Annotated in this window: 11 protein-coding genes and 1 pseudogene; 7 read left to right on the top strand and 5 right to left on the bottom strand. The window is 66.0% G+C overall.

Going from position 1 to position 14,835, the window contains the following annotated elements; all coding sequences use genetic code 11:
• The 4 genes and pseudogenes from BDO18943_RS10210 to BDO18943_RS10195 all read right to left on the bottom strand — a co-directional run.
• Positions 1–1,028: pseudogene (locus BDO18943_RS10210) on the bottom strand (chemotaxis protein CheA); the annotation flags it as partial.
• A 44-nt stretch (positions 1,029–1,072) separates the two neighbouring features.
• A complete protein-coding gene (locus BDO18943_RS10205) occupies positions 1,073–1,354 on the bottom strand; it encodes a hypothetical protein (RefSeq protein ID WP_011354481.1) in 282 nt (93 codons plus the stop codon).
• Between the two features lie 74 nt (positions 1,355–1,428).
• Positions 1,429–2,019: a hypothetical protein gene (locus BDO18943_RS10200; RefSeq protein ID WP_175022177.1), complete on the bottom strand. Its 591-nt coding sequence runs from the start codon at positions 2,017–2,019 to the stop codon at positions 1,429–1,431.
• Between the two features lie 112 nt (positions 2,020–2,131).
• Positions 2,132–2,455 carry a hypothetical protein gene (locus BDO18943_RS10195; protein ID WP_122947631.1) on the bottom strand — a complete coding sequence of 108 codons (324 nt, stop codon included), beginning with the start codon at positions 2,453–2,455 and terminating at the stop codon, positions 2,132–2,134.
• Positions 2,456–4,153: 1,698 nt separating this feature from the next.
• Between BDO18943_RS10195 and BDO18943_RS10190 the strand changes: the two genes are divergently transcribed.
• Genes BDO18943_RS10190 through BDO18943_RS10170 form a run of 5 tightly spaced genes read left to right on the top strand, consistent with a single transcriptional unit; the run spans position 4,154 to position 10,655 of the window.
• Positions 4,154–4,555, top strand: a complete 402-nt coding sequence (locus BDO18943_RS10190; protein ID WP_175022176.1) for a hypothetical protein — start codon at positions 4,154–4,156, stop codon at positions 4,553–4,555.
• Entirely contained in the window at positions 4,548–5,555 is a 1,008-nt protein-coding gene (locus BDO18943_RS10185; RefSeq protein WP_175022175.1) for a UDP-glucuronic acid decarboxylase family protein, read from the top strand. Before BDO18943_RS10190 ends, BDO18943_RS10185 begins: the two co-directional genes overlap by 8 nt.
• A complete protein-coding gene (gene galE, locus BDO18943_RS10180) occupies positions 5,552–6,538 on the top strand; it encodes a UDP-glucose 4-epimerase GalE (protein ID WP_175022174.1) in 987 nt (328 codons plus the stop codon). The genes BDO18943_RS10185 and galE overlap by 4 nt, the downstream gene beginning before the upstream one ends.
• 35 nt (positions 6,539–6,573) lie before the next feature.
• Positions 6,574–7,977, top strand: coding sequence for a UDP-glucose dehydrogenase family protein (locus BDO18943_RS10175; RefSeq protein WP_175022173.1), 1,404 nt, complete (start codon positions 6,574–6,576; stop codon positions 7,975–7,977).
• Between the two features lie 26 nt (positions 7,978–8,003).
• Positions 8,004–10,655, top strand: coding sequence for a glycosyltransferase family 2 protein (locus tag BDO18943_RS10170; RefSeq protein ID WP_175022172.1), 2,652 nt, complete (start codon positions 8,004–8,006; stop codon positions 10,653–10,655).
• A 38-nt stretch (positions 10,656–10,693) separates the two neighbouring features.
• Here the strand turns inward: BDO18943_RS10170 and BDO18943_RS10165 are convergent, their stop codons facing one another.
• On the bottom strand, positions 10,694–11,617 hold the full coding sequence (locus BDO18943_RS10165) for an AraC family transcriptional regulator (RefSeq protein ID WP_043179948.1): 924 nt from the start codon (positions 11,615–11,617) through the stop codon (positions 10,694–10,696).
• Positions 11,618–11,798: 181 nt separating this feature from the next.
• On the opposite strand from BDO18943_RS10165, the gene BDO18943_RS10160 reads away from it, so the two are divergent.
• Positions 11,799–12,260, top strand: coding sequence for a (2Fe-2S)-binding protein (locus BDO18943_RS10160; protein WP_175022171.1), 462 nt, complete (start codon positions 11,799–11,801; stop codon positions 12,258–12,260).
• 2 nt (positions 12,261–12,262) lie between these two features.
• Positions 12,263–14,473: a xanthine dehydrogenase family protein molybdopterin-binding subunit gene (locus BDO18943_RS10155; RefSeq protein WP_175022170.1), complete on the top strand. Its 2,211-nt coding sequence runs from the start codon at positions 12,263–12,265 to the stop codon at positions 14,471–14,473.
• Positions 14,474–14,835 lie beyond the last annotated feature (362 nt).

Here is a 14,835-nt window from a genome sequence, read left to right as displayed (position 1 = left end):
GCTGCGGGTGCGGCGGCGACAGCGGGCGCGGCGGCCACTGCGGGCGCTGCGGCTGCGGCCGGTGCCGCGGCTGCAACGGCGGGGACTGCGACGGCCGGTGCGGCCGCCACTGCAGGCGTCGCCACTGCCGGTGCGGCAGCTGCAACCGCCGGTGCTGCAACAGCCGGTGCGGCCGCAACCGGCGCCATCGTCGGCACGGGCACCGGTACCGGCACCGACACGGGTGCCGCCTGCACCGAGGTCGTCGCCACCGGGCGGGGCTGCGCAGGTGCCGGCGCGGCAGCGCCCAGCGGCGGCAGGCCCATGCGGTCGCGCACGATCGGATCGTGATACTTCACGTCGTCGGCGACGGTCGCCTCTGCGCTCGGCGCCACGTTCGAACGGGCGAGCGGCGCGGTCGTGCCCGGGCACAGGTGCCCGGTCGCTTCCACCGCACGCCGGTTCGCGTCGCTCTGGCAGAGCAGCGCAAGCGCCACGTCGGTCAGGCCCATCGCACGGAATTCACGCGCATCGAGACGCCGGACGCAGGCCTGGTCGACCAGTGTCGTGCCGCCCGTCGCGCCGAACCCCGGGAACGACACGCCGACGCTCACCGATCCCATGCAGGTATCGGACAGCGTGGTCGTGAGGCCCGGCGCCTGGATCGCGGGGTTCGTCTTGATCGTCTGCGTCCCGGAGTAATTGACGTTTTCCGCCGACTGGGTGTTGTACGGGTTGGTGCCGGGCGCGCCGGACGACTGCAGCGACTGCGGCGTCACGCTCGTGCCGCCGCTCGTGCTGGACGGCATCGTCACGTTCACGTTCACGCTCGAATTGCCGCTGCTGCGAACCCCGCTGGAGCTGGTGGCGTTCCCGCCGCGCGAGCTCGTGGTGTTCGAGTTCATGCTCGAGCCGCCGCCCTGGCTGATCGCCGTCGACGACGTCGACGACTGCGCGCTCGAAGTCGAATCGGCGGTTTGCGCCTGGGCGCCAATCGTGGTCATCGCGAACATCGCTGCGCATGCCACCTTGATCCTGTTGCTGTTCATTTCACTCTCCGGACGAGGTTTGACCTCCCACCCAGGCAACCGTACTAATTCCCCTGATTCCCTTCAGCTTTGCCTGCTTCCCCGAACTGTTTCCAGCCGTTGCCCAGCTGGGACCATGAGCCGGCCGACATGCCCTGCCACTGCTGGGCGTCTGGTCCACCGATGGCACTTCCCGAAGAAAGCGTTTGTTGTTCTGACGGTTTGGTTGTCTGGTCAGGGTTGTTTGACGTCTGCAAATTCGATTGCACGTCGTTGGCAATACGGTCAGCGCCATACGCCGTCAGAGACGCGAGCATCAGAGCGGCGGCAATCAGTTTCTGCTTCATGCCAACTCCTTACGTGACAACAATGTGGGGAAAAGAGACCAGCGTCGCTGGGAAACTGGTCCCCCCACACCTGACTAATGACTGCTTCCGGTCGCGCTCGAACTGCCCAGGCTTCCGCCCGCCGCGGACGGCGAGCCGGCCGGACCGGTACTCCACACGGTCGACGAGTTGAAGTGATCCGAGCCCGCAATCGCACCCGAACCGCCACTGCCCGTCAGGCCAGCGGCACCCGCGTTGGCAATGCCCTGGTCGTTTCCGCCCGCAGCCGTATAGTGGTTCGCGCCGAGTACGATCGTGGCGGTTACCCCTCCCGATAGCGCATTCGCGTTCTCGTTCGTGCTGCTGTTTCCACCGTACGAGCCTGCGGCACCGATACCGCCGCCTGCCGCAAACGCGCCTCCGTTCGTGCCCGAACCGCTGGCCGTCGAAGTCGAGTTGTGGAAGGCGGATGCCGTGCCGGCGGAACCAGCGGGTGTTACGGTACTGCCTGCATTCGCGCCCGCCGTCGAAGTCGAATTGCTGGTATAGCTGCCGGAACCGACCAGCACCGACCCTGAAACACCAGCCGCAACGGATTGCGTCTGGTTGGTCGTGGACGAACCCGCTGCCAATGCAGCCGACGATAAGACGGTGAGCGCTGTCGCAAATATGACGTTGGCTTTCATAGCAATTCCTTGCTGTGAGTAAGTTCGGCGGTGGCGGAGCCGGGCCTGCCCCCCATCGAGCGAAACCCGGCGTCCGTACCGCCAGCCATTGACGAACGCTACGCTCCGCCGCTTAGTAGTGCGTCGTCCAGCCGATCGAGCCGGCATTCGCGCCGCTGTTGCCACCAGCCTGTGCGCCGCCGAAGCCGAAGCCGCCCACTTGCGAGGTGTTGGTGTGGTTCGTGTACGAGATCGAGCCGCTGCTGCCATGGCCGGCCGTTGCGCCAGCTGCACCGAGCGCTGCACCGGAATCGGTCGCGCCGAAAACGCCGAACCCGACGACCCCGGCCATCGTCGAACCGCCGCTCGACGAATTGCTGGTCGATACCGTGCCGCTGCCAGCGAACGCTGCACCCGAAACCGCCAGAACTGCTGCTGCAATCAGAAGCTTCTTCATGGTCGACTCCAAAACGGCGTGAACGGAGTGAGTCAGGAAGATCGCACGCCATCAACCTTCCTGACTTGAGCAATCCTCAAAAAATAAGGATCACTATCCAATTAAGAAAAGCCTGTTTCCTTTTCAATTCAGGTTCTTTGTGATTTTTGCCAGACGAAGCTTAGCTTCGTGATTTTTCGTTATCCAAATTTTTTTGATAGGTGTTTTCGATTATTTTTGTGAACATTCGCCTTATGGCGAAAACACCATTGTTTGACAAGCCGGAACGGTGCACACACCTTTCCGGCCCGCGATATTCGACACCCCGCCGGACGGCATGCCGGCACGCGGCACGCCATTCCGGAATCGAAATTTCGCGAATACATTAACCACCGAAAAATGCAGCGCCGTTGAAAATACACCCTTTACCCGGGCGACAACGGGCCTGCATTGCAGCCAGGTGGCATGGCTTCTCCCTGAACTGTCGACGAAAGGTCTTCCGGATAATCCGGCCGACGCGCGTTCGATCTAATCCGGCCGGCGCCGGCATGGGCCTGGCGCGATCGAAGCAACCCTGCACGGTCGAGAACGAATCGGCATCACGCTGTCCGGCACGAACAGCCTGATCCATCCGGGTGAACTGCATGAAAGCGAGCCCCGCTGTCGCCCGACTGTCGTGCGGCGCGACAACCGCGCCAGCACGCGAAGCGCGCGGCGGGCAAGAAACCGGTACGGAGCAGCCCGCGAAGCTGGCACAGCGTCGCGAGCGACTCCCCGATCTTTCCGACTCCCCCACTGATGCGCAAAGTACGCGCCGATCAAGCTACTGCTTATGGTCTTCATCGCCGTTTCCCCGACTGCTTATTGACGAGTTGGCCGCCCCACCTCTTCGTTACTTCGTGTCGGCCGCCCGCCGGTGCGTCCAATACCGCAAGCAGCGTGCCACGTGATATTCCACCGCATATTGCGCACGGCAAACGGCCGCCACGGCGGCCCGCAGCGCCGGGATCGACATTTTTTGTTTCAGGAATGTATCGCAACAACGGTTTGGCACCCTCCGCGATCGTTGAGCGCCGCGAAGCAATAGCCGGATTAGACGGACGAATCCGGCTCGCAGGCCGGCGCCGGATGGCCAGATGAACGGGTGTTTCAAACTTGAGAAGCGCACGGCCGTACAGGGCGGGCGGCGCGGCCATTTCCGCTTGCGAACCGTGGGTCGCGGCATCTTCGCCCCCCTCCCGCACCACCACAAACGAGAATCGATTCGCCCGATATCGGGCGCCGATGGCCCGACACAGCAGCCTCCGACAAGTCGTCGACCCGCGTTTCCCCTGATGGCCGAAACGAATTTGATTCATCCGTGAAAATACCGACGCGATCACATGCCGATCGAGCGTCGAAATCGGGAAAAAAATAAGACTTTCGCACTCGCGCAATCATTAAAACAAATGAAAACGTGTGCCCTCACCAGGACTCCACCCACTCTTTTTCGCTTTCATTCGCCCTGCCTTTCATGCACCGAATCATCCGATGGGCTGCGCATCCGAGAAACGCCTTTAATCCGTTATCGATGCATTTCTCATTGATGAAACATTCAAATTCAACACATATTTGATGAAGCCATTCCCGCAAAAGCCTGATTTATCGTGCGTTTCGTCGTATCGAATCGTATCGATCCGGCAATGGGCCTGCGCGCTTTCCTGTCCCCACGATACACGCATGAAACAAAAGCGCGCCTTTCGCGCGGCAATCACGCCGCCACGCCTCCCACGCATCGCGACGGCATCGTTCATGGCATGCCGATTGCCTGATCTCCGGCTCTCACCGAGCGGCACGCCAGGGCACAAGATCACGGGCGGCGGTCTGCTCGCCAATCAGCGTATCGGGGAAAAGGCGATGAAGATCACCACCGATCGAGCGACGCTTGCGTCGTTCAAGCATCAACGTGGCAGTCAACGTAATCGAAGCGCCTGTCGCGGCGCTTCGTCGACCTCAGCACATGCGAACCGGCGCTTGCCGACACGCTACCCGTGCAGCGGGATGGAACGCGCGCGCGCCGCCGTCGAGCAGATCGACGTGGGGTTCCCGGAGCTGAACGACGAAGGAGAAAGCCATGAATGACAGGGTCGCGCTCGAGACGCGCGCCGGTCAGCGCGTCCTCGTGACGGGCGGCGCCGGCTTCCTCGGCAGCTACGTCTGCGAGCGCCTGGTCATGGAAGGCGCATCCGTCACGTGCATCGACAGCCTGCTGACGGGACGCAAGCTCAACGTCGCCGACCTGAAAGCGTCCGGCCGCTTCGAGTTCGTGAAGGGCGACGTCTCGCTCGGCCTGCCACAACTGCAGGTGGACGAAATCTGGAATCTCGCGTGCGCGGCATCGCCGCCCACCTACCAGATCGATCCCGTCCATACGATGATGACGAACGTGCTCGGCATGAACCACTGCCTCGCGCTTGCGCGCAAGACCGGCGCGCGCGTGTTCCAGGCATCGACCAGCGAGATCTACGGCGACCCGGGCGTGCACCCGCAGACGGAAACCTATCGCGGCAACGTGAACACGATCGGCCCGCGTGCGTGCTACGACGAAGGCAAGCGCGCGGCCGAGGCGCTGTGTTACGACTACTACCGCACGCACGACATCGACGTGCGCGTCGCGCGCATCTTCAACACCTACGGCCCGCGGATGTCGCCGCGCGACGGCCGCGTCGTGTCGAACTTCATCGTCGGCGCACTCAACGGCGCGCCGCTGGAAATCTACGGCGACGGCCGGCAGACGCGTTCGTTCTGCTTCGCCAGCGACCTGATCGACGGCTTCTTCTGCCTGATGCGCGCCGGGCGCAACGTCGGCACGCCGGTCAACATCGGCAACCCCGGCGAATTCACGATGATCGAGCTCGCGGAGAAAGTCCTCGCGATGACCGGCTCGAAATCGGAGCTCGTGTTCCGGCCGCTGCCGATCGACGATCCGCACCAGCGCCGGCCCGACATCTCGATCGCGTCGACCGAACTCGGCTGGCGGCCGGCCATCGATCTCGACGAAGGCCTGCGCCGGACCGTCGACTATTTCAGCCGGGAACTGTGGCTCGAGCCGGTGCTGCGCATGACCGGGGCCACGGCATGAAAGTGCTCGTGACAGGCGGAGCGGGCTATATCGGCAGCCATACCTGCAAGGCGCTCGCGGCAGCGGGACATGAGCCGGTCGCCTACGACAATCTGTCGACCGGCCATCGCGACGCGGTGCGATGGGGGCCGCTCGTCGCGGCCGACATTCTCGACCGCGACGCGCTGTCGAACGCGTTCGCCACGCATCGGCCCGACGTCGTGATCCATTTCGCCGCGCTCGCCTATGTCGGCGAATCGGTGCTCGCGCCCGACCGCTATTACACGGTCAACGTCACGGGCACCTGCACGCTGCTGAGCGCGATGCGCGCAGCCGGCGTCGGCCGGATCGTGATGTCGTCGTCGTGCGCGACGTACGGCATTCCGGATGGGCTGCCGATCTCGGAACGCGCGCCGCAGCTGCCGATCAATCCGTACGGCTTTTCCAAGTACGCGATGGAACGGATGGCCGCCGATTTCGAGCGCGCATACGGGTTGAAGTGGGTCGCGCTGCGCTACTTCAACGCGGCGGGCGCGGACCCGGACGGCATGATCGGCGAATGCCACGAACCGGAAACGCACGCGCTGCCGCTCGCGATCCGCGCGGCACTCGGCACCGGCCACGCGTTCCAGGTGATGGGCACCGACTACCCGACGCCCGACGGCTCGGCGATTCGCGACTACGTGCACGTGAGCGACCTCGCCGATGCGCACGTGAAGGCGACCGCCTATCTGTGCGGCGGCCACAGCGTCGCGCTGAATCTCGGTACCGGCAAAGGAACGTCGGTGCTCGACGCGCTGCGCGCCGTCGAAGCCGTGACGGGCCGCCGCGTGCCGACGGTGACGGCCGCGCGCCGCCCGGGCGATCCGCCCGCGTTGTACGCCGACGCCACGAAAGCCGCGCTCGTGCTCGGCTGGCGGCCGCGTTTCACCGCGATCGAACCGATGGTCGAACACGCCGCGGCATGGTTTCAGAAAGAACTGCAATTCGCATCCGGCAAGTGAGCAAGTTTCCTTGAACGCCACGCAGGGGAATCACCATGAAGGTACGGATCGCCATCGTCGGCACGGGCTACGTCGGGCTGGTCAGCGGCGCATGCTTTGCGGATCTCGGGCATGACGTCATCTGCATCGACAACAATCGCGGCAAGATCGACGCGTTGCACGAAGGCCGCATGCCGATCTACGAACCGGGCCTCGACGCCGTCGTCGCACGCAACGTCGAACGCGGCACGCTGCGTTTCAGCAGCGACCTCGCGGCAAGCGTGCGCGATCGCGATGCGGTATTCATCGCGGTCGGCACGCCGACGCTGCCGGGCACCGACCAGGCGGACCTGCAGTATGTCGAGGCGGCCGCGCGGGAGATTGCGTCGAACCTGACCGGTTTCGCGGTCGTCGTCACGAAGTCGACGGTGCCGGTCGGCACCAACCGGATCGTCAAGCAGATCGTCGAACGCTGCGCGCCGGACGGCGTCGACGCGGCGATCGCGTCGAATCCGGAGTTCCTGCGCGAAGGCTCGGCGATCGACGATTTCATGCATCCGGATCGCGTCGTGTTTGGCGCCGAGCATCCGCGCGCGATCGAGATCATGAAAGTCATCTACGCGCCGCTGGAAGCGACCGGCCATCTCGTACTCGCGACCGAGATCGAAACGGCCGAACTCGTGAAATACGCGGCGAATGCGTTCCTCGCGGTGAAGATCAGCTACATCAACGAGATCTCGGACCTGTGCGAAGCAGTGGGCGCCGATGTCGAACTGGTCGCGAACGGCATGGGCCTCGATCGCCGCATCGGCGCGTCGTTCCTGAAGGCCGGCCCCGGCTGGGGCGGCTCGTGCTTCCCGAAGGACACGCGCGCGCTGAAGGCGACGGCGTCCGAACATGCGGTGCCGTTGCGCATCGTCAGCGCGGCGATCGAATCGAACGCGCTGCGCAAGGAACAGATCCTGCGCCGGATCGAGAAGGCGTGCGGCGGCTCGATCAAGGACAAGCGCATCGCGGTGCTCGGCCTCACGTTCAAAGGCCAGACCGACGACGTGCGCGAAAGCCCAAGCATCGACGTGATCCAGTTGCTCGTCGGCGCGGGCGCGCATATCCGCGCATACGACCCGGCGCGTCCGCACGAGGCGTCGCGGCTGCTGCCGCAGGTGTTCATGGAGGGCTCCGCGATCGACGCGGTGCGCAGCGCGGACGCCGTCGTCGTGATGACCGAATGGAAAGCGTTCGAGGCACTCGATCTCGCCGACCTCGCGGATCACATGGCCGATCCCGTGATGCTCGACATGCGCAACCTGTTCAGCGAACGGCTGGCCGTCGACAGCGGCTTTCGACGTTACGAACGCGTGGGCCGCTCGTGCGGCGAACACACGCCGGCCAACCCGGCACCGGAACACCAGCACCTGAGCGGGGACATCCGGCCGCAGCGCGGCCTGCTTCAAGACTGATGGTCTGACCTTGACGGGAGAACACCATGAAGAAGCTGGTTGCGTCGCTTGCCGGCGGCCCTGCGCCGGATACGGCCGACACCACCGCCCCGGAAGTGGATCGTGCCGCATCGCTGCACGCGGACGTCCCGCTTCTCGTCCCGTTGATGGACAGCGGGACCAAAATCGTCTTCCATATCCTCGCGCTGTGCTGGTTCGTCGCGCTGGGCATCTTCTGGCGCTGGTGGCTGCGCGACGAGCACTATGTCGACGCATTCCGCTTCGGCGTCAACTGCTTCGTGCTGTTCTGGACCACCTTCATTCCCGGCTACTTCATCTTCATCATCCGCTCGGCGGTCGTGCCGAACCCCGCGCTGCCGGTGCCGCGCGACTGGCGCGTCGCGATGGTCGTCACCAAGGCGCCATCCGAGCCGTTCGATATCGTCCGCACGACGCTGCTCGCGATGCTCGACCAGACCTACCCGCACGATACGTGGCTCGCCGATGAAGACCCGTCGCCCGAGACGCTCGACTGGTGCCGCGAGCACGGCGTATTCGTGTCGACGCGGCGCGGCATTGCCGCGTACCACCGCGCAAGCTGGCCGCGCCGGACCAAGTGCAAGGAAGGCAATCTCGCGTACTTCTACGATATGGTCGGCTACGACAACTACGATTTCGTGTCGCAGCTCGATGCCGATCACGTGCCGACCCGGACCTATCTCGAGGAGATGCTGCGGCCGTTCATCGATCCGGAAGTCGGCTACGTGTCGGCGCCGAGCATCTGCGACAGCAACGCGGCCGCGAGCTGGAGCGCACGCGGGCGCGTGAACGTCGAGGGGCCGCTGCACGGCACGATGCAGGCCGGCTATGCGGGCAGCCTCGCGCCGCTGTGCATCGGCTCGCACTATGCGGTGCGCTGCCGCGCGCTGCGCGAGATCGGCGGGCTCGGACCCGAACTCGCCGAGGATCACTCGACCACGATGATCTTCAATTCGAAGGGCTGGCGCGGCATGCATGCGCTGAACGCGATCGCGAACGGCGAAGGGCCGCGCACGTTCGGCGACCTGGCCACGCAGGAATTCCAGTGGTCCAAGAGCGTGATGATCATCATGCTGCGCTACACGCGCCACTATTTCATGGGGCTGCCGCTGAAGCTGAAGGCGCAGTTCCTGTTCTGCCAGCTGTGGTACCCGCTGTGCGCGCTCGCGATGGCCGGCGGCGTCGTGATTCCGGTCGTCGCGCTGCTCACCGGACGCGTATGGGCACACGTCGACTACCTCACGTACCTCACCTACGCGCTGCCGCTGTCCGTGCTGATCCTGTGCGTCGTGACCTGGGCCACGCATTCGACCCAGTCGTGCCGCCCGCTGAATACGAAGCTGCTGTCGTGGGAAGGACTGTCGTTCGTGTTCGCGCGCTGGCCGTGGGTCGTGCTCGGCTGCGCGTCGGCGGTATTCGACTGCGTGCGCGGCAAGGAATTTCCATTCAAGGTCACGCCGAAAGGCGGCACGATCGAACAGGATGCGCCGCTGCGCGTGGTCGCGCCGTATCTGCTGATCTCGCTGTTCTGCAGCCTGCCCGTCGTCACGGTCGAGAATCCGCGCAACGCCGCCGGCTTCTATCTGTTCTCGACGCTGACGAGCATCCTGTATCTCGCGATCGCGGCGGTCATCGCGGTGAATCACGGCCGGGAGCAAGGGCTTGACGCGTCGGCGTTCAGGCAGATGTTCTTCAGCCGCCTGCCGGTACGCAACGCGCTGTTCGTGTTCGCGCTCGCGATGCTGTTGTCGGGTATCGGGCTGCGCGCGCCGAAAGGCTGGCAGGCGATGATGTGGCGCTCGGGCTTGCCGGCCGTGGTCGCGCCCGTGCCGGGCGAGCCGGTGAAGCAGCCCGAGCTCGGCGCGTACGATCCCGGGAAGACGTTCGCGGCCGATCGCGATCTCGCGTTCGATCATGTGTTCGTGTCGTGGAACGCGCCCGACATCCGCGCGGAAATCGACGATGCCTACCGGAGCGCACAGGCACGGAACCGCTCGCTGATGCTGACCATCGAGCCCTGGGCGGCCGGCGATACGCGGCAAGGCGCGCTGCTCGACGATATCGCGCACGGGCGCTACGACGCGCGGATCGCGGCCACCTGCTCGGCGCTCGCCGCGTTGAAGGGCCCCGTGTTCGTGCGTTGGGGCCATGAGATGGAGGCCGACACCGGACGCTATCCGTGGGCCATCGGCGATGCATCGGCCTACGTGGATGCGTACCGGCGGGTCGTGACCGCCTGCCGCACGATGACCGACCAGATCCGCTTCGTGTGGTCGCCGGCCGGCAACCGGAACCTCGATGACTATTTCCCGGGCCGCGGCTATGTGGACGACGTCGGCCTGTCCGTGTTCGATTGCCCGCGCTGCGCGATCTGGCCGGCCGGCGGCCACGCCTCCGCCGCGAGCATCCTGCGGACCAAGTACGAGCGGGTGAGCGACTACGGGCTGCCGGTGATGGTCACGGAACTCGGCGTCGACGGGTCGAATTCGCGCAAGCGCGAGGAGCTGGACGAATTCCAGCGGTCGCTGTGGCGCTATCCGCTACTGAAGGCCGTGGTGTATTTCAACGCGGTCGATACGCCCGGCGCGTGGCCGGCGCATTACGTGCCGGACTGGCGGATCGCGCCGACGTTCCTGCAGACGACGGTGGTCGCCAAGTGACATGACCGGTGGCCGGTGGCGTGTCAGCAGTGCTGCCGTCAGCCGAGTAGCTCCTTCTTCCGCAACTGTACGACGTCGCGCATCGGCGGCGCGCCGAACAGCCGGCTGTATTCGCGGCTGAACTGCGACGCGCTTTCGTAGCCGACGACGGCGGCCACGGACCCGACGTCGCCGCCCTGCCGCAGCAACAGCCGCCGCGCTTCGTGCAGCCGCAACTGCTTCTGGTACTGCAACGGGCTCAGCGTCGTCACGTGCTTGAAGTGATGGTGCAGCGACGACACGCTCATATTGACCGCCTGCGCGAGCGACTCGACGCGCATCGGCTCCGCGAAGTGATCGCGGATCCATTCGATCGCGCGCGCGATCCGGTGCGTCTGGCTGCCCGCGATCGCCATATGCCGCAGCCGCGTGCCCTGCCCGCTCGTCATCAGCCGGTACAGCAATTCCTTTTCGATCAGTGGCGCGACGACCGGAATGTCGGCCGGCGTATCGAGCAGCCGTAACAGCCGCAGTGCAGCATCGAGCAGCGGCGGCGTCAGCTCGGCAAGCGCGATCCCCTCGCCTTCGGGGCCCGCGTCGGGCTCCGGCAGCCGCATCTCGGCCGCGAGCTCGACGATGCGCTGCGGATCGAGCGTCAGCGACAGGCACAGGTAGGGCGCGTCCGGCGACGCGCGCGTCACGCGCGACAGGATCGGCAAGTCGATCGATGTAATCAGGCAATTCTGCGTGTCGTACTCATACGCGTGGCCAGCCACGATCACGCGCTTCGCGCCCTGCGCGGCGATCACGAGCGCGGCCCGCGACACGCCGCAGCCGAGATCGACCGGCCGCGTGTGCCGGTGCAGCATCAGGCCCGGCACGGCCGTCGAATGCGAGCCGTCCGCCGGCGCGAAACGGCCGATCAGCATCGCCAACTCGCGCCGCCCGGATTCGCGCGACGCCACGATATCGGTCATGTCCATGACCCTTCCTCGATCAATTTCCTCATGTCGCGGGAGCATAGCGACACCGCCCGCGGCCTGCCGGGGATTTGCAGGATTGTTCAATAAATTTGCAGGATTGGGTAGACGAAAAAAACAGCGGCTCGCGCACACTGCCCGCTAACCGGGCGCATGCCGGGTTTTCCCCACGGAGACAATCACAATGCCTACCTCGTTTGTCCTGAACGGCAAGAACGTCACGCTCGACGCCGATCCGTCGATGCCCGTCCTCTGGGCGATTCGCGAACACGCGGGACTGACCGGCACGAAGTTCGGCTGCGGCATGGCGCAGTGCGGCGCGTGCACGGTGCATCTCGAGGGCCAGGCCGTCCGCTCGTGCGTGCTGCCGCTCGCCGGCATCGCGGGCAAGCACATCACGACGATCGAAGGCCTGCAGAGCAAGCCCGCGCAGGCCGTGCAGGCCGCCTGGGTCCAATTGCAGGTGCCGCAATGCGGCTACTGCCAGTCGGGCCAGATCATGTCGGCCACCGCGCTGCTCGAGCAGAACCCGAAGCCGACCGACGCGGACATCGACGCCGCGATGAACGGCAACCTGTGCCGCTGTGCGACCTACGCCCGCATCCGGGCGGCGATCCACGACGCGGCCGCAACGCTGGGAGCGTGACCATGACGATCGAACTCGACAACACCGGTTCGGTGCGTCCGTCGCGCCGCTCGTTCCTGAAGGCCGCGGGCGCCGCGGCCGCCGTCAGCCTGACCCTCGGCTTCGAATGGGCCGGCCTCGGCCGCCGCGCGCTGGCGGCGACGGCCCCCGCCACCGACTTCGCGCCGAACGCGTTCCTGCGCATCACGCCCGACGGCGCCGTCACGGTCATCGCGAAGCACGTCGAACTGGGCCAGGGCGCGTATACGGGCATCGCGACGATCGTCGCCGAGGAGCTCGACGCCGACTGGTCGCACGTGCGCGTCGAGAGCGCGCCCGCCGACGCGAAACGCTACGCGAACCTCGCGTTCGGCACGATGCAGGGGACGGGCGGCAGCTCGGCCATGTCGAACTCGTGGCAGCAACTGCGCGAAGCGGGCGGCAAGGCCCGCGTGATGCTGGTATCGGCCGCGGCAGCCCGCTGGAAGGTACCGGCCAGCGAGCTGACGACGGCCAATGGCGTCGTCACGCATGCGAAAAGCGGCAAGACGGCCGCGTACGGCACGCTCGTCGCCGATGCGTCGAAGCTGCCCGTGCCCGACAAGGTCACGCTGAAGCAGCCGGCCGAATTCAAGCTGATCGGTCACCGGATTCCGCGCGTCGACGCGTCGGCGAAATCGAACGGCACCGCGCATTTCACGCTCGACACGACCTTCCCCGGCATGCGCGTCGCGCTGCTGCAGCGCCCGCCGCGCTTCGGCGCGAAGGTGAAATCGTTCGACGCGACGGCGGCCAAGGCCGTGCCGGGCGTCGTGTCGGTCGTGCAGGTGCCGGGCGGCGTCGCAGTCGTCGGAACCGGCTTCTGGGCCGCGAAACAGGGCCGCGACGCGCTGAAAGTCGAATGGGACGAAACGAACGCCGAAAAGCGCGGCTCGGACGAGCTCATGCGCGAATACCGGCAGCTCGCCGACAAGCCGGGCACATCGGCACGCAAGGACGGCGATGCCGATGCGGCGATCGCGGGCGCGGCACGCAAGATCGGCGCGACCTACGAATTCCCGTATCTCGCGCACGCGCCGATGGAGCCGCTCGACGCGGTCGTCAAGCTGTCGGCGAACAGCTGCGAGATCTGGGCCGGCGACCAGTTCCAGACGGTCGACCAGGCCAACGCGGCCAGGACGGCGGGCCTGAAGCCCGAGCAGGTGCAGATCCACACGCTGTACGCGGGCGGCAGCTTCGGCCGGCGCGCGAACGCGTGGTCGGACTACGTGGTCGAGGCCGTGTCGATCGCGAAGGCGCTCGGCGCAGACGGCAAGCCCGTCAAGCTGCAGTGGACGCGCGAGGACGACATCCAGGGCGGCTTCTACCGGCCGATGTACTTCCACAAGCTCGATGCGGGGCTGACCGCGGACGGCAAGCTGGTCGGCTGGCGCCACCGCATCGTCGGGCAGTCGATCCTCGCCGGCACGCCGTTCGAAGCGTTCATGGTGAAGAACGGCGTCGATGCGACGTCGGTCGAGGGCGCGGCGAACCTGCCGTACGCCGTGCCGAACGTGTCGGTCGAGCTCACCACCACCAAGGTCGGCCTGCCCGTGCTGTGGTGGCGCGTGGTCGGCAGCTCGCACACGGCGTACGCGGTCGAGGCGTTCATCGACGAAGCCGCGCACACCGCTGGCAAGGATCCGTACGCGTTCCGCCGTGACCTGCTCGAGAAGGAGCCACGCATGCGCGCGGTGCTGGACCTGGCCGCGCAGAAGGCCGGCTGGGATCCGGCCAAACCGCTGCCGAAGGGCCGCGGGCGCGGGATCGCAGTCGCCGAGGCGTTCAAGAGCTATGTCGCGCAGGTGGCCGAGGTGTCGGTCGATGCAGACGGCAAGGTGAAGGTCGAGCGCGTGGTGTGCGCGGTCGATTGCGGGATCGCGATCAATCCCGACATCGTCGCCGCGCAGATGGAAGGCGGCATCGGCTTCGGGCTCGGCGCCGTGATGCACAGCGCGATCACGCTGAAGGACGGCCAGGTCGAGCAGCGCAACTTCGACGGCTACCACGTGCTGAGGATGGCCGAGATGCCGAAGGTCGAAGTGCATATCGTGCCGTCGGCCGAAGCGCCGACCGGGGTCGGCGAGCCGGGCGTCGCACCGGTCGGGCCGGCTGTCGCGAACGCGATCTTCGCGGCGACGGGCAAGCGGCATTACGTGCTGCCGTTCGATTCGGCGGATAGCGCGAAGGCGTGACGACGGGACGGAACGCCGGCTGCGGGACGGAAGACGTCTTGCGGCCGGCGTTTTTTGCCGGACGCGACCGATGCAGAGTTCGATGTCGGCAAAAGTCTTCCGTAACGCATTGATCCGCATGGAGAATCCATCGATCGCCGGACGCAGGGTTCGCCGTCCGTGCGCAGCGACGTTCCGCCGGCCCCGATGCCCGCCCCGCGCCCCACGTTACGTCGAACGTAACGCCCGTAACGTCGCCCGCCGATGCTACGTAACAATCCTTCAATGTCGCCCCGACCCCTTTTCTACCCGTTCCGCGCCTCCCGTTAAAAATTCTTTTAAATTCAAGGCCGCCACGCCGCTTGCACCGGCGCCGCCCCCCG

The organism is Burkholderia aenigmatica (assembly GCF_902499175.1).
GTDB lineage: Bacteria > Pseudomonadota > Gammaproteobacteria > Burkholderiales > Burkholderiaceae > Burkholderia > Burkholderia aenigmatica.
This window is presented reverse-complemented; position numbering and strand designations above follow the sequence as displayed.